Origin of the sequence: Natronocalculus amylovorans (assembly GCF_023638035.1) — an archaeon.
In the GTDB taxonomy this organism is placed as follows: domain Archaea; phylum Halobacteriota; class Halobacteria; order Halobacteriales; family Haloferacaceae; genus Natronocalculus; species Natronocalculus amylovorans.
In genome coordinates, this window is record NZ_JAKRVX010000009.1 from 18,378 (window position 1) to 34,979 (window position 16,602).

The 16,602-nt window shown below is 50.6% G+C and carries 14 protein-coding genes; 12 read left to right on the plus strand and 2 right to left on the minus strand.

Annotated elements, in window-relative coordinates; translation table 11 throughout:
* Positions 1-29: 29 nt before the first annotated feature.
* The 10 genes from AArcSt2_RS14960 to AArcSt2_RS15005 all read left to right on the plus strand — a co-directional run bounded on the left by AArcSt2_RS14960 (position 30) and on the right by AArcSt2_RS15005 (position 11,841).
* Complete coding sequence (locus AArcSt2_RS14960; RefSeq protein WP_250585767.1) at positions 30-1,235, plus strand: CaiB/BaiF CoA transferase family protein; 1,206 nt, start codon at positions 30-32, stop codon at positions 1,233-1,235.
* Complete coding sequence (locus tag AArcSt2_RS14965; RefSeq protein ID WP_250585770.1) at positions 1,235-2,212, plus strand: hydroxymethylglutaryl-CoA lyase; 978 nt, start codon at positions 1,235-1,237, stop codon at positions 2,210-2,212. Before AArcSt2_RS14960 ends, AArcSt2_RS14965 begins: the two co-directional genes overlap by 1 nt.
* Positions 2,209-3,528, plus strand: coding sequence for a 3-isopropylmalate dehydratase large subunit (locus AArcSt2_RS14970; protein WP_250585772.1), 1,320 nt, complete (start codon positions 2,209-2,211; stop codon positions 3,526-3,528). The genes AArcSt2_RS14965 and AArcSt2_RS14970 overlap by 4 nt, the downstream gene beginning before the upstream one ends.
* Positions 3,525-4,031, plus strand: coding sequence for a 3-isopropylmalate dehydratase small subunit (locus AArcSt2_RS14975; protein WP_250585774.1), 507 nt, complete (start codon positions 3,525-3,527; stop codon positions 4,029-4,031). Before AArcSt2_RS14970 ends, AArcSt2_RS14975 begins: the two co-directional genes overlap by 4 nt.
* A 75-nt stretch (positions 4,032-4,106) precedes the next feature.
* Positions 4,107-5,687 carry an ATP-binding cassette domain-containing protein gene (locus AArcSt2_RS14980; protein WP_250585776.1) on the plus strand — a complete coding sequence of 527 codons (1,581 nt, stop codon included), beginning with the start codon at positions 4,107-4,109 and terminating at the stop codon, positions 5,685-5,687.
* 45 nt (positions 5,688-5,732) lie between these two features.
* Entirely contained in the window at positions 5,733-7,040 is a 1,308-nt protein-coding gene (locus AArcSt2_RS14985) for an ABC transporter substrate-binding protein (RefSeq protein WP_425493673.1), read from the plus strand.
* Positions 7,041-7,079: 39 nt separating this feature from the next.
* Positions 7,080-8,006, plus strand: coding sequence for a branched-chain amino acid ABC transporter permease (locus tag AArcSt2_RS14990; protein ID WP_250585778.1), 927 nt, complete (start codon positions 7,080-7,082; stop codon positions 8,004-8,006).
* A complete protein-coding gene (locus tag AArcSt2_RS14995) occupies positions 8,003-9,109 on the plus strand; it encodes a branched-chain amino acid ABC transporter permease (protein ID WP_250585780.1) in 1,107 nt (368 codons plus the stop codon). The genes AArcSt2_RS14990 and AArcSt2_RS14995 overlap by 4 nt, the downstream gene beginning before the upstream one ends.
* Positions 9,110-9,115: 6 nt before the next feature.
* Positions 9,116-10,459 carry an MmgE/PrpD family protein gene (locus AArcSt2_RS15000; RefSeq protein WP_250585782.1) on the plus strand — a complete coding sequence of 448 codons (1,344 nt, stop codon included), beginning with the start codon at positions 9,116-9,118 and terminating at the stop codon, positions 10,457-10,459.
* Positions 10,460-10,983: 524 nt separating this feature from the next.
* Positions 10,984-11,841, plus strand: a complete 858-nt coding sequence (locus AArcSt2_RS15005) for an aldo/keto reductase (RefSeq protein WP_250585784.1) — start codon at positions 10,984-10,986, stop codon at positions 11,839-11,841.
* Between the two features lie 166 nt (positions 11,842-12,007).
* On the opposite strand, the gene AArcSt2_RS15010 is transcribed toward AArcSt2_RS15005, so the two are convergent.
* Complete coding sequence (locus tag AArcSt2_RS15010) at positions 12,008-13,231, minus strand: RNA-guided endonuclease InsQ/TnpB family protein (protein ID WP_250585785.1); 1,224 nt, start codon at positions 13,229-13,231, stop codon at positions 12,008-12,010.
* 250 nt (positions 13,232-13,481) lie between these two features.
* On the opposite strand from AArcSt2_RS15010, the gene AArcSt2_RS15015 reads away from it, so the two are divergent.
* Positions 13,482-13,877 (plus strand): DUF7344 domain-containing protein, encoded by a 396-nt coding sequence (locus AArcSt2_RS15015; RefSeq protein WP_250585787.1) that lies wholly within the window; start codon positions 13,482-13,484, stop codon positions 13,875-13,877.
* A gap of 2 nt (positions 13,878-13,879) precedes the next feature.
* Complete coding sequence (locus AArcSt2_RS15020; RefSeq protein ID WP_250585789.1) at positions 13,880-14,581, plus strand: DICT sensory domain-containing protein; 702 nt, start codon at positions 13,880-13,882, stop codon at positions 14,579-14,581.
* Positions 14,582-14,777: 196 nt separating this feature from the next.
* Here AArcSt2_RS15020 and AArcSt2_RS15025 read toward each other — a convergent pair whose 3' ends face one another.
* Positions 14,778-15,995, minus strand: coding sequence for a UbiA family prenyltransferase (locus tag AArcSt2_RS15025; RefSeq protein WP_250585791.1), 1,218 nt, complete (start codon positions 15,993-15,995; stop codon positions 14,778-14,780).
* Between the last annotated feature and the right edge of the window lie 607 nt (positions 15,996-16,602).

The window sequence follows — 16,602 nt, forward strand, 5'->3', positions numbered from 1 at the left end:
ATGCAGATGGCAACTGCTGATCACTGACTATGACTGACACACAACAAGGGCCACTAGACGGCGTGACTGTCGTCGAAGCGGGGACGATGATCTCTGGAAACACGGTCGGCCGACTGCTGGCGGACTTTGGAGCGGATGTAATCAAAGTCGAACATCCTGCAAACGGCGACCATCTCCGCCATTTTGGCCCACAAAAAGCGGGCGTTGGACTATGGTGGAAGTATCTTGCTAGAAACAAGCGATCGATCACACTCAACTTGAGCACCGAAGATGGAAAAATCGTGTTTGAGGACCTTATCTCAGAAGCAGATGTACTGGTCGAAAACTTCCGCCCAGGAACGCTTGAGCGTTGGGGCGTTGGGTGGGAGTCGCTTTCGGAACGCAATCCTGGACTGATTATGCTCCGAATCTCCGGCTTCGGGCAAACAGGGCCGTACGCTGGCAGGCCCGGGTTTGGCACACTTGCGGAGGCGATGAGTGGATTCGCATATCTTAATGGCTATCCGGATCGAGCACCGCTTTTGCCACCAACGGGGCTCGCTGATGGGATTGCGGCGTTGTTCTCGACGTTCTCGATCGCATTTGCGCTCTATCATCGGGATGCAAATGGGGGGAGCGGCCAGTATATTGATACGAGCTTGATTGAGCCGATTTTTTCGCTCGTTGGTCCACAGTCGCTTCGGTACCAACAATTAGACGACATTGAAGAACGATCGGGCAACCGCTCAACCTCATCTGCGCCACGCAATGTATACCGGACAAAAGACGATCGATACGTTGCCATCTCTGCGAGCGCCCAACCGATTGCAATGCGTGTTTTTGATGCGATCGAACGCCCAGAGCTGAAAGATGATCCACGATTCGAGACAAACGAGAAACGGCTTGAAAACGTCGAGGCGCTCGACGACGCCATCCAAGCATGGATGGATGAGAACGATCGCGAAACGGTGATCTCGGTCTTCGAAGATGCAGAAGCGACCGTTGCCCCAATCTACAATATTGCGGATATTCTCGACGATGAACACTATAATGCGCGCGAGGCTGTCGTCTCAGTTCCCGATCCCGAACTTGGTGAAGGGCTGGTTCAAAACGCATTCCCTGTGTTTAGCGAGACACCCGGACATGTGAGCCACCTCGGACCACAGCTTGGCGAACATAATGACGAAATTTACGGTGAGTTGCTTGCATATGATGCGACAGAGCGTACTCGGCTTGCTGAAGAGGGGGTGATCTAATGGAGATTCCACTGCCTGCTGGCTCTCTGTCAACGCCTGAGGCGGTTTCGATCGTAGAGATGCTCCCTCGGGATGGATTCCAGCGGCTTGATAGGTTTGTCCCGACCGAAAAAAAGGTCGAACTAATCAATCAGCTTTCCCAGACTGGTGTCGATGAGATCGAATTTACCTCATTTACGCATCCGAAAGCGGTGCCAACGCTCAAAGATGCGGATGCGGTTGCCCAACAGATCGATCGAAATCCCGATGTCTGCTACCGGGCGCTTGTTCCAAACCTTCGTGGAATGGAACGAGCGGTTGAAGCGGAGGTAGACAAAGTCAATGCGCTCGTCACTGTGAGCGAAACGTACAGCCAGAACAACCAGCGAATGAGCACTGATGAAATTGTTGCTGGCATTCATGATATCGTTGAGCTTGCACACGATCATGACATTCTGGTTGAGGCAGGGATGGGTACCAGCTTCTACTGTCCGTATGAGGGACGAATCCCGATGGAGCAGACCCTTGCCGTTGTCGATGGGGTTGTTGCTGCTGGAGTTGATGAAGTTACCCTTGCCACAACAATGGGGTTAGCGAACCCACTCCAGATCGCAGAGACGTTCACAGCGGTGTTTGAGCGCTATCCAGACCTTGACGTCGGGCTTCATCTTCATGACACGAACGGGATGAGCCTTGCAAATACACTCACTGCAATGCAGTGTGGGGTCGATCGATTTGATTCCTCTGTCTGTGGGCTTGGCGGTGGGGTCGTCCTCCCTGATGGTATGGGCGGCGTTGGCAACACACCAACTGAAGATCTTGTGCACATGCTTACCGCAATGGGAATTGCAGTCACTGCTGACTTCGATCGGGTTGAAGAAACTGCACACATAGTCAAAGATGAGCTTGACCTCGGCCCAACGAGCCACGTCTTAATGGGTGGCACTCCGGAACGTGTGCTTGAACATGTTCGAGCGGATAAGGAGGGATCACAATGAGTGGAAAAACGCTTGCTGAAAAAATTCTCTCGGACAAATCGGGCGACGATGTTCGTGCGGGTGACTACGTTGAAGCAACGGTTGACACAATGTTGACGCATGATATCACCGGACCACTGAGTTTTCAAACGTTCTATGAGGTTGCTGGTGAGGATGCTTCCCCACAGAATCCCGAGTCGATTCTGTTGGCAATCGACCATCATGCACCTGCTGATGGCGTCCAAGCAGCGAATAATCACAATATCCTTCGTGAGTTTGGTGAGAAACACGGTGTCGCACAGTTTGAAGTCGGCGATGGCATCTGTCATCAGCTTGTCGTTGAAGAAGGGTTCGTGAAACCGGGCGACCTCGTGATCGGTGCTGATTCGCACTCGACAACCTTCGGTGGACTTGGTGCATTCGGAACCGGTGTTGGCTCTTCCGACCTCGGAACCGCAATGGCAACGGGTGAGCTCTGGTTTCGGGTCCCAGAAACGCGCCGTTTTGAGGTAACCGGTGAGCTCTCACCAGGTGTGTATGCAAAAGACCTCATCCTCAAATTTATCGGTGACGTTGGATTTGCGGGTGCAACGTACATGGCGGCAGAGTACACTGGCTCGGCGATCGAATCGCTCCCGATTCATGAGCGGATCGTGCTTTCAAACATGGCCATTGAGATGGGTGGCAAAGCAGGGCTTGTTGAACCGGATCAACGAACGGTTGCATTCCTTGAAGCACAAACAGGTGAATCCGTCGAACTCGATCCGAACCTCTATTCGGACGACGATGCAGAGTTTGCATCGGTCGAACGGTATATCGGCGAAGAGATCGAACCGCAGGTGTCGAAACCATCGAACCCGGAGAATGCGGTCTCCGTATCGGAGGTTGCAGGGACATCGATAGATCAGCTGTTTGTTGGGACGTGTACCAATGGCCGATACGAAGATATCAAAATTGTTGCTGACATTCTTGCAGGTGAAACGCTTGCACAAGGCACTCGGATGGTTGTTGTCCCTGCCTCACGGCGTGTGTACCAGAAGGCACTCGAGACCGGTGTGTTCCAGACACTCATTGATGCCGGTGCGATCATTCAGAGCGCAGGCTGTGGCCCATGTGCAGGCTATCACCAAGGCGTTCTTGGTGATGATGATGTCTGTCTTGCAACCGCAAATCGAAACTTCCCTGGCCGGGAGGGATCAATGCAGAGCCAGGTATACCTCGCAAGCCCAGCCACAGTTGGTGCATCCGCCTTGTATGGTGAGATAACCGATCCACGATCAGTCGAATCAAAGCTCAATCGCCATGACGATTACATTCTTTCGGAGGTACAGCGATGAGTGATCGCGACCCAGACACTGCCGGACAAGCGTGGGTATTCGGTGCTGATATTGATACCGATCAGATTACGCCATCGAGATTTATTGTCTCGTCGGATCCTAAAGAGCTTGCAACGCATGCGTTCAACGATCTTCGACCGGAGTTTTCAGCGAACGTTTCTCCAGGTGATTTTGTTGTTGCTGGTGAAAACTTCGGCAGCGGCTCCTCACGAGAGCATGCACCGCTCTCGTTGATTGGTGCCGGTGTCTCAGGTGTCGTTGCACAGTCGTTTGCACGAATCTTCTTCAGAAACGGCATCAACCTCGGGCTTCCACTGTTGATCTGCCCAGACGCCGATCGGATCGACGACGGTGATGAAATTAGTATGGATGTTGCTGATGGCGTTGTCCATAACCACACAAAAGATGAGTCATACGAGGCGGAGGCACTCCCACCGTTTTTGCAATCGCTTGTTGAATCCGGGGGACTCAAAGAGTACACGAAATCAAAACTCGAATCATAGTTGCTTTTATTTGTTTGTGGATTGTTGGTCTGTGACAGGGAAACGTATAATATCAATCCGTGTCTCAGTGTGAATGTGAATGACACGATTCTAGAGACGAGCGAGCTGAAGAAGTCTTTCGGCGCGCTCGTCGCAAACGACGGTATTTCGCTTTCTGTGGAAGCGGGCGAGGTACATGCAATAATCGGGCCAAACGGGAGCGGTAAGTCCACGTTTTTTAATACGATAACTGGATTCTATAAGCCAGATTCCGGCTCCGTCCGGTTTGATGGTGAGGAAATAACTGGGTGGCGATCCGATCGAATTGCACGCCGCGGATTGGGTCGAACATTTCAAATCGCATCGCCGTTTGAGGACTTAACGGTCAGAGAGAATCTCCTTGGTGTGTATACTGAAGGTCTTGGATCCGGCATCAGGATCTCAAAAGAAAAGCGGAAACGGGCGGACGAGATCCTTGAACTACTGGAGATTCCACATATCGCTGATCATGAGGCCAGTGACATTAGTGGTGGGCAGCAACAACTCTTGGAGCTTGGGCGTATACTAATGCTTGAGCCCGAGTGCATTCTGCTTGACGAACCAACAGCAGGAGTAAATCCCGCGCTACAGAACCGAATCCTCAAACATCTGCGAACGATCAATGAACAGGGGACAACGTTTGTACTGATTGAACACGACATGAGCGTTATTTCAAACATTGCCGATCGTGTTACCGTGTTTGATCAGGGGCAAATCGTCACACAAGGATCGTTTGAAGAAGTCACGGCGGACCACAGAGTCCGAGAGGCATACTTAGGGCAAAGCGATGATCCAAACGCTGGTGTTGCAGATGTACTCTCAGATGTTGAGGAACAGAGCTCTTCAGTGGCCGACACGTCCGATCCTGTTGACGTCCCTACTGGCGGTGGTGCTACAGCTGTTCAACAAAACATAAAAACGCCCAAATCAGAAGGCCGCCTTGTTGGAACAGATATTGTTACCGGGTACGGCAATCACAAAGTCATCAAGGGTATCTCCGTTGAGAGTCGAGATGGTATCACGTGTATTTTTGGGCCGAACGGAAGCGGTAAATCAACCCTCCTGAAATCGCTTGCGGGTGTGGTCCCTGCGTGGTCTGGTACACTTACATACAACGGACAAGATATTACGGCAAATGGTCCACATGAAAATGTTCGTCTTGGGGTCGCAATGCTGCCACAAGATGGCGGTATTTTTGGAAATTTGAGTGTTCGAGAGAACTTGTTGTTAGGCGGTTTTACCGTTGATGATCCTGATGTGATGAAAGAACGGATGGAGACTGCATTGGACGCCTTTCCTGCGCTTCGAGATAAAATGGCAGATGACGGAAAATCACTCTCTGGCGGACAACAGATGATGCTTAGCTTCGCTCGGGCGATGATGACTGGGGCTGATGTATACCTCCTTGATGAACCAAGTGCAGGACTTGCACCATCTCTTGTTGATGATGCATTCGAAATGGCAACACGGCTCGTTGATCATGGTGCACAGGTTATTCTGATTGAGCAGAATGTTCGCGAGGCCCTTCGTATTGCAGATTATGTATATATTCTTGCACAGGGAGAACTGCAGTTTGAAGGTGATCCTACGACGCTTACAGACGAGGACGACCTTGTTGAATTGTATCTCGGTATCTGACCTATAGTGTAAATTTGATTAAAATTTTGCAAAGATATATGTTGTATGAGTACACATACCATGAATATGGATCCGACAGTGACAAATCCGTCTAGTAGAAGATCGTTTATCAAGTACGGAGGGGCAGCGGGTATCGTTGGACTGGCTGGCTGTTTGACTGATGACGGTAATGGAAATGGGAACGGGAACGGAGATGGGAACGGGAATGGTGCGACCGTCGGGGATAGCGATGATTCGGTCGATACCGTTGTTATTGGGTCAAACCACCCACTCACGGGTGACCTCTCGTTTACAGGGACACGGATGGATAATGCAATTAAACTGGCTGCAATGCTCAAAAATGAGCAGGGAGGCATTGAGTCCCTCGATGGTGCTGAGGTCGAAGTTATCAGCGAAGACAATCAGGGGGAACAGGAACTTGGCAGTGAAGTTGCACAGGAACTTGTAAACGACGGAGCAGACGTACTCACCGGGTGTTTCTCATCACCGGTCACTAACGCTGCAACACGTGTTGCAGAGCGTGAACAGATACCATTCGTTATCTCGGTTTCGATCGATGACGATATTCTGCAAGAGACACCACTTGATTACGTGTACCGTCCACAGCCAAGTGCAGATCGTATGTCTCGCGATCACGCGGAAATCATGCCACAAGTGGCACGCGACGCTGGTATTGAGGTAGAGACTGCAGGGTTATTTTACATTGACATCAGCTTTGGACAGTCTGTTAGAGATACGCTTCGTGACGCGCTTCCAGAGAACGGTGTGGAGATTGTTCAAGAAACGTCCATTGACTTTGGTGGAACCGCAGATACGCAAGTAACAAGCCTCCGTGAGGCTGATCCGGACGTTATCATTGCAACCACGTACGAAGCAGGGACTGTTGAACTGCTTCGAGCAATGGATAATCAGGACTACCGACCACCAGTGCTTGCTGGCTGTGCAAATGCGGCACTCAATGATACCGGTGAGCTTGCTGAAATAGGTGAGATCGCGAACGGTGCACTCGCTACAAACTTTGGACTGAATCCAACGCTGGATGAGACCGCCGAGGTACGAGAGCGCTTCAGTGAAGAGTTCGACCAGACAATGGATGCTAACGTTGGAATGTCATATGCTTCAGCGCAAGTGATTATCGCAGCGATCGAAGAAGCAGGTAGCGGAGACCCAGAAGATATCAATAACACGCTCAAAGAGATCGAAGTAACTGACCACATCGCTGCAATGCCGCCAGTCACGTTTAGAGACGACGGCGAGAATGAAAATGCACTTGGTGTGCTGTTCCAAGTTCAGGACCTCGTCGATCGTGTTATCTCCCCTGAGGAGTTTGCCGAGGCTGAACCGACGTTCTAACAAAAGATATACAATTTACAAATGGTATCTACTTCGATCTTGGCAGTATCTTCCCACCTATCACCGGGTATTGTTGCAACTGCCGTTGGTGTTCCGCTCCAATCCGGGACGACGATTGTACAACTACTCGTTTTTGCACTGTTGTTGGGCGGAATCTATGGGCTTGTTGCCCTTGGGCTTACCATGATCTTTGGTGTCATGGATGTGATTAATTTCGCCCATGGTGCACTGATGGTACTTGCAATGTACATCGTCTGGTCGCTCTCAAGCGCAAGCGGGCTGACACCGTTGGTCTTCATCCCGATCGCTGTCGTCGCTCTATTCGGGGTTGGCATCTTGATACACCACTTTACGATCGCACCCATTATGGAGGCACCCCAAGAAAATCAGCTGATCGTAACGTTTGGTGTGATGTTGATCCTTATTAGCTCGATTGAGATTGCATTCTCACCGAACCCACGAAGCTACAATATTGACCTCGGCTCTGTTGGGGCTGCGGGCGTGTTCATTCCGGAAGGGCAACTGTATGCACTTGTAATCTCCATCACTGCAGTGATTGGAATGTGGCTATTCCTGCAACGAACACAGTTGGGCCGTGCAATTCGTGGAACTGCAGACAACCGATCGGGCGCAAAGTTTGTTGGAATTAATATCAAACGCATTGATTACCTGACGTTCGGACTTGGTGCGGCACTCGCAGGACTTGCCGGTGCAGCGATTCCGCTTATCCAACGGTTTGACCCATACATTGGTGATGTGTACCTAATTAATGCATTCGTCATTGTTGTGCTCGGTGGGTTAGGGTCGTTCCCTGGGGCGCTCCTTGGCGGTATGATTATTGGATTTGTACAGGTGTTTGGGCAGTTTTACCTACCAGGGTCAGTCTACCAAGTGATGATATTTATGATCTTCATTCTGGTTCTGTTGCTTCGACCTGAGGGGCTTCTTGGAGGGAAACGTACATGAGTTCAGAAACTGGTTCTTCACTTTCTACTGTGTGGCATCGATACAAACAGTTCCGTAATGAATCATATGCAACACCGTTACTGCTTGGGATCATTTTTGGCATTCTGATTGTGCTTCCTGCACTGCTTGAAGTATCAATTGCCGGATACTCGCTTGGGACTCGAGTCAGCCTTGGGATGCTGATTGTCACGCTTGTGTGGGCATACACTGCCCAATCGTGGAACATTATGTCCGGGTTCACCGGGCAGTTCTCTTTTGGACATGCTGCATTCTTTGGACTTGGTGCATACGGTACAATCCTACTTGTTTCAAACTACTCCATCAACCCGTGGATCGGGATGCTGGTCGGTGCAGTGTTAGCTGCACTCTATGGATTGCTCATTGGTGTGCTTTGTTTCCGATACGACCTTCGAGGCCACTATTTTGCGCTTGCGACACTTGCGTTCGCAGAACTGCTTCGATTCATTATCAACAATATTGGCGCACTAGGTGGGGCAAGCGGGTTCATTAAACCGCTTCCGCGCGAGTATGCGGATGGGCCGGGACTGCTTGCGTTCCAGTTCAGCACCGACCTGCCGTACTACTATGTGATTTTGGCATTCCTGTTGATTGTCACAACTGTCGCATTCGTTATTCGAAACTCGCGGTTCGGTTTGTATCTGTTTGCGATTCGTGAGGACGAGAATGCAGCCGCAGCAGTTGGGATTCCAACATTCAAATACAAACTGTCTGCTGTCGCTATTAGTGCATTCTTTACCGCATGGGCAGGCGCATTCTGGGCGATGTACTTCGACACAATCCGCCCAGACACGGTATTTGACCTGCTGATTAATGTTGAGATCCTCTTGCCAGCGATTGTTGGTGGCCTTGGAACCGTTATCGGACCAATTCTTGGCTCGTTTATTGTCACTCCGCTCAGTGAGATCGCACGACAGTCGCTTGATCTGCCCGGGACCGATCGAATCGTCTACGGACTCCTGCTCGTGCTGATTGTGCTATACAGTCCCAAAGGGGTTGTATCGTGGCCGAAGCGTCTTGCCGACCTTCTTGGATGGCAGGACTCACCAACAGACGAGGACGCAGTAGATGAGACGCACAACTAACAGACTATGACCAATCGAAATTCCATTGAAACCGATCTTGCGACGCTAGTTGTCGGTTTTTCGATCGAGTCCGTGGATCAGGCAATCCTCGAACGGGCAGCACTCACTGCTGCAGATACCATCGGCGCAATCATTGGTGGGCTCGATGATCCAACAGTTCAGGGACTCCTTACAGAGTTCGAACAGTCTACAGGAACGAGCAACCCTATCGGGACAAACATACCAATGGCACCCGAGCACAGTGCGTTTGTACAAGGTACTGCTGGGACGTCGTTGGAACTCGATGAGGGTCACCAGTTTGCCGGTGGCCACCCAGCGATTCATGTTTTGCCTGCACTTATTGCTGCAATCCAACAGAACAGCTACACAAGTACAGAGATACAGACTGCGTTTATTATTGGTTATGAGGTTGCTGCGAGAGTTGGACAAGCATGCGCTCCATTAGCAGATGGGTACCATCCACATGGTGTTTGGGGTGGTGTCGGGGCAGCCGCAGCAATCTCGAAACTCAGACAGTTTGACGTTGCGACCACCCGTGCTGCGATGCAGATTGCAGCAAATAATGCACAGCATACACACTTTGCGGCGGCAACAGAGGGTGCAACTGTAAGAAATACGTATGCCGGTATGAGTAACCTCACCGGCTATCTTGCTGCTCGCGTTGCAGCCGCGGGTGTTACTGGGACCGTTGCGGGGATCGAACGCCATCTTTCATTAGCCACTGCAGATGGATTTGATACCACCGCCCTCACCCGATCGATTGGTGATCCATTCGAGATTGAACGCGGATATTTCAAACAGTATCCTGCGTGCCGGTTCACTCACGCTGCGATTGATGCGATGGCTGCGATCCAAGCATCAAATACCGTCTCTATAGATTCAATCGAAGACATTACGATCGAAACATACGATGCCGCGGCAGCGCTTGATTCGACGACTCCGTCCTCTGCACTTGCGGCTCGGTTTTCGCTTCCATTCACCGTTGCTTTGCAGTGTGTCCATGGGACTGTTGAAAAGAAGGCATTTTACTTTGATACAGTACCTGACTCACTTACTAGTGTGATGAACATTATGACACTTGCTGCGACTGATGAGTTTGAAGACCGTGCACCTGCGGAACGCGGATGCCGGATTACGGTTACGCTTACAGATGGACAAAAACTGAGCGAAACAGTCAGTGAGGCAAAAGGAGGTCACAGTAATCCATTCACAGCTGCAGAACTTCAGACAAAATTTACAAACCTTGTTTCACCACTGCTTGATGAGGGGACCTCAGCTAGACTTTGGGAAGTCATTGCTGTTGATTTTGACCTACATCGTGGTCTGACAGTTATGAGTTCTAAATTGTGAGGTGTATAAATAATTGATACTTTCGCGCCCTGAAGGACAGGATATCACCCTCGGAACTTCCATAATACATTTTTTGTCGCCTGATTCAGGGCTTGAACAGGTTGCTATTGTCGAAATCACTGGCAGAATTATTGACAGATTGTTTTGTTTGTGTGTTACAATATACTGCAAGTCAAAATTACTTCTTAACGCTGAATTTTTCGGATGGTATAGTACCAATATAACGGCTTCAACTATTAGACCAAGCTTGCTCCACTAGGACTTCGCTATCGGCCATATTATGCTGACCGTAGCTTCGTATAAAATGGTCTCAGGCCCTCAAAAGAGATACCTATTGCCTCCATCACTTGTGGGTGGAAATTTAGAGAAATGTCCACTAGAGAATTGGCTATCTTGAACACTATTGTAAGGTACTGTTTAGATTTTGTCAAAAAAGAAATAAATCACCCTGAAGTCTGGCTTGCCGCGGTAATCATCAGCTGCTCACCACCAGAGGTAACTGGTTCCAGAATGTAAACAATCCTGTGAACCTCACAAACGAGAGTGGTACATTCGATCTTGATGGAGAATTAACAATAAATCGACTGGGATTCGGTGCGATGCGCCTCTGTGGCGAGGGTATCATCGGACCGCCAGAGAATGAGCAGGATGCCAAAGAAGTCGTCCAACACGCTGTCGACCTTGGTGTTGATTTCATCGACACCGCAGACTCCTATGGACCGGGTGTTAGCGAACGCTTGCTGCGCGATGCAGTCGATACGGGCGAGGTAACGATCGCTACGAAAGCTGGGCTACTCCGAAACAGTGAGGGTCAATGGCTCAACCATGCAGATCCCGACTACATCCGCAATCAGGTGCTAGTCAGCCGTGACCGCCTCGGAGTAGATTCGATCGATCTGTACCAGCTGCACAGCCCTGACCCAGACACACCGTTCGAGAGCAGTATCACAGCCTTCGCAGAGCTCAAAGACGACGGATTCATCGATCACGTAGGCCTCTCAAATGTGAGCGTCGACCAGCTCGAAGCAGCCAGAGAGCACGTTGAGATTGCGTCGGTTCAGAACCAGTACAACGTATTACATCGTGATCAGGAGGATGTTCTTCAGGCCTGTGAAGACTATGGCATCGGCTTCATTCCATACTTCCCGATCGCTGCAGGGTCGATCTCTGGTATCGATACCATCAATACTGTTGCCGATGCACACGACGCCACAGTCTACCAAATTGCGATCGCGTGGCTGTTAGAACACTCGGATGTGATGCTGCCAATTCCCGGTACCGGAAGCCTTGAACACCTCGAAGAAAACGTCGCTGCCTCCACAATCTCGCTCTCGGACGAGGAGTACACCCGGTTAGCAGAGATTGAGTCGATCAACCGGTAGAAGTCAGTTTGACTGCATACTAACTGGATAGCTACTCGGGTCGGATTCCTCTCACAACTAAGATCGTGGGCTTCTTCCTTGCATTTCTATGAAACGCAGACCACCTCCACAGAAAGCGTCAACTGCCTCGGGGTCAAGCCCCGAGGCTTGTCAGTGGACTCCCGCTCTAACTGCGAAGGGCAGTAGGTCGAAATCGACCATTCGCGTTCAACGTCCCTGACTTGAGAGCCAGTTGACTCGTGGCTCGTCCAGCACCAGACTTGAGCCAATGCTGGATAAGACGCCACCCAATATTCCGAGCGGCGTTGTAATCGCTGTGCAACTGCTTCCCGCATTTCAGACACTCGAACTCGTCACCATCACGGTTGTCTTCGTGCGTGAACCCACACTCACCGTGGCTGCACCGCTGACTCGTATATGCAGGCGCAACATCGTCCACGTCAATTCCGTACTCTTCGGCTTTGTATTCGACGTGGCGTTGGAGTTCTCGGAACGCCCACTGCTGGAACTTTGAAGCGTTCGAGATACGCTTCCGGATGTGTTTCAGGTTCTCGAACGCTATTGCCGTACAGTCGTTCTCCACGGCTTCCTGAACGATGGCCTTTGACACGCGGTGGAGATAATCGGCACTCCACCGAGCGAATCGACTACCGATGCTCTTGAGAGTAAGGTGAGATGAGCGAGTGCCTGTCTGTTGGAGGTTGCCGCGCCGACGCTCGTACTCGTCGCGGCGGTGGTTGAGGTAATCTGCATTGCCGAAGAACGCCCCCGTGCTGGTGACAGCGACGTATCCGTCCACGTTCAAGTCCACACCGAGAACCACTCCGTTCTCGGATTCTTCCTCGCAAGAGGGTTCGACTTCTTTCTTCACGGCGACGTGGAGGTAGTACGTACCATCACGCTTGTGGAGCGTGGCTTCGGATTTCTTCCACTCGTCCGTCCAGTAGTCCTCGAACGGCGTGCCTTCTTCGTTGACGGGCGTGACGTACTCTGCGGTCACGCGCTTGTCGGTGGTGGCGAGGGATACGTGGTCGTCGTTGTACGTAATGGTGCGACCGTTGTAGACGACAACCGTTCCTCGAAACTCGGGTTTGCTTGCCTTGTCACCGTCTTCGATGATTCTGTCTTTGCAGTTGCCGAGTGCTGTCGCCGCGAGGTTTCGGGCACTTTGGACGAGGCTGGATTGCAGGGAGAGTTCTTCACGAACATCGGAATACGTCTCGTCGTGGAGTGTATTCTTCGTATCCGTGATATTGTAGGGGTTGTCTTCCCATCCGTGGTCAGCGACGTGTTGCGCCGCTTGTCGGAACTGCTCGAACGTCTCATCAAGGACTTCGTAGTCCTCTTTGGAAACGTCGAGTTTGACTTGGATGTTCCGAACAACCTCCATACTTCATTAGTATGCTCGGGAATACCTAATAGTATTTATTGAGGTGTGGGGAGTCAGTCTGCTATCGCGCGTGGGTTGTAGAAAGGAGTGTCGGCTTCCTCCCCGAGGTCAAGCCTCGGGGTATCCGCCTTGTACCCTGATGAAAAACAGGGATGCAGTACATCTCCAAAACAAACATACAATATATCTGATACTATTTAACTGTAATTAGGGAAATAAATTCATGTAGGATGACAACTATCATCGTGGTATGGGTGGATCCGATAACAGTATCAATCGAAGGAGGCACAGTGTAGAGGATGATTTCCCACCACAACTATCCGATGATCAATTCTACCGAGCACTCTCTTCATATCATCGCCGATGTGTTCTCTCTTATTTGCTTGAAGAAAACGAAACTACCGTCGATGAACTTGCTACCGTTCTCTGTGGCTGGGAAACCACTACCACTGGGACGATGCAAACATCAACAGACCATTCAAAAATCTACGTCGCACTGGTACACGTCCATCTACCGAAACTTGTCGATGCGGGCCTGATAGAGTATGAACCAAACACCGGTTCTGTCCAAATTAACACACTCCATCCTCAAGTTGCAGACATCATCCGTCAAAGTGTAGGAGTCAGACAGTCAGATGATTCGTAGCCATGTTTGATTCGCTGATTGCCGAGGTACAGAATAAAGATCGACAGTTTACAGTGTATCGGAGTGGTGAGCCAACTGAAATTGAACAGTGGCTTGCTACCCACGGTGTGACCATACGGTCCCGGTCACTTCCACCACATTGGCCAAAACCATTCATCGAAATCAAGGCTAATGACGAGGTCGTCGGTGTGATCGGAGTCGAAGCAATTGAAGCACTGATTGAGCCTCCGCTCGTCACCCCTGGTGAAAGAGACGGGATTTCTGAAGGGTATCGAGTGCTTTTTGATATTCTTGAAAAGACGATGTTTTCCGGGATGAACAGACACGATTTACTCGCGATTAGTCGGGAAATCGAAGACCGTGCCTTTCGTGTTGGGAACGGAATACTCAAAGTTAGTTTTCAGACTTTTTCAACGTTCAAATCACAGATCGAACTGTATCGGACTCTCGCAACTGAAACAGATCTCGATATCCATATTTATGCCATCGAGGACTGGACGCCTCCACCAATCTCTGGAATCACGTATCATGCTAATGCAGCCGAACAATTCGGAGCATACTGGGTCTTAGCTTACGACGGTGGGACGGATGAAACACAATCCTGTAGCTTAGTTGGCAAAGAGCGATCGGGAGAGTTCACAGGGTTCTGGACAAACAATTCAGCGATTACTGAAGAAATTTCGAAGACGTTGGAGAACGCCTGATTCAATTCACAGATGCCACGAGCCACTGTGCCCGTGGTACTTCAGTCCAGTAAATCAGCGATGATTGTCGTTGGTACCTGACTCGTCGCTTGAAGATGTATCTAAAAACGCGGATATTAGCCGATGGTCATTATTTGCTCATCAAGAGTACAGCACCGGTCAGTGCCGTCAGTATTGGTTATGACACTTTGTGATGTTACTCATCCACGTGTGAGGTAGATTTATCGGTTGAATTACCATCTGTGATCATCGAGTCTGCAGACACTGTTCGAATTGTCTCGTGAATACCTAAAACAAGCGCCGGCACAACGATCATAAATAGATGCTCCTCGATCGGGATGCCGAACAAGTCATACCCCGTCCGCATTGTAATCTCGAACACGCCCACTTCCAGGGTATACCAGTCCCAGATGTACGCCACAGGGTACAGAGCAGCAATGGTGTACGCCGCACTGCGAAGCGCATCAGCATGGTACAGCAGGCCAAGCGCAATGGCGCCAAAGAAAATCTCCGTTGCGAGATAGGTGTACGGTCCGAGTACTGTAATATCTGGGAGCGCGGTCCCGGACAAAGGACGGAACCAGACAGCCACGAACAGGAGCGCCAAAAAAACGTACGCCCCCCGAATCAATAGCATTGTTGCGATCGTCGGTTCCGCCCGGATTGCGATCAGCACAATCGTTGCAAATGCGAGTGCGGCAAGTGGGGAAGATGGTGGAAAAAACCCACCGATCGTCCCCCAGAGCACACCCACAAGACCGAGAAACATGAGCGCGCTAGCCAGTCGCCGTGCCGGCGAGGGGCCAAGTAACACGGAGACTGTCTGCTTGTCAATCGATCGATCATAGTCGTAATCCTGCTCGTCGTCGATGATTTTGACACCGGCTAATGTAACCAGAAAGACGAGCGCAAATCCGATCGCTGTCGGAGTGAGAGTCGTCGTCTGGACGTAGAATCCACCGAGGATTGCGAGCATGATTCCGGTCGGATAGCCGAGGGTCGTCGTAATTGGATTCGTATCTAATTGTGGCGCGTGGAGATAGCCGATGAACCAAGTTGGAAGTGTGATGAGTGCTGCTCCTGGCCCCACGATCACCCCAAGTAAGAGCGTACAGACGGCGAAACTGAGAGTTGCACCAATAAGTGCAAATCGACAGCCGCGGATCGACATCGGGTGATCGTCGTCTTCTCCTCGCTGATAGAAGTCGATGTAACCGTCTTTGACGTGGGCAGTGTACACGGCAAAGAACATCGCAAGCATGTGGAGTGCGCCGATGGTAATCGTGAACTCCCCGGAGATAGCAGCACCGAGCCAGGAGGCAGCAAGCGGAGGCAGCATGAATACGGGGTGTATTTGCGAGAGCAGCGCCCCGATGTCCGCTTTTATACCGCTTTTGTGTCTCGCGATAGCCATGTCTACATGACGGGATGATGCTCATTAATACCACTGAGGAATAAATGGATGGGAATTGCATAATAAAGGTGAATACCTGGCTCTTTAACGTTAAAATAATCTGTTGAGATTCAAAGCTAACTGTCAAGCTGTGCGGCGAGAAACACCCAGTGTTCGTTTTCATCAATGTTCCACTCCTCGAAGATCGTGAAGCCAGTATCTTGGAGATGGCCTCGTGTTGTTTCTGTACCAGGGATACTCCAACGCGATATTAGTGGGAGCGTGTTTTCGTAGCGGTATTGTTACATATGCTTATTTAATTTGTACTCACCCATCGAAAGGGTGCTCTGGTATGTGCTGACAGGAACAGGCGGCGGAAAGAGCCTAAACGGTTCGTCACCGCATCGATGTGCTGTGTGACAACAATGTGGCCAAGGGCAGGGGTGACTTTCGGGGTGGATTTGGGTGAGAGTATGGTTGCAGTTCGGTAAATCTTCAATTACTGTAGTGCCATCCGTGCTGATGGAGCAATAGTATGAGTCAAAAAAGATCCGACCGATTTGACCGGCGCACAGTTTTGAAAATGAGCGGAGCAACTGCGATCGTAGCACTGGCGGGCTGTACTGGC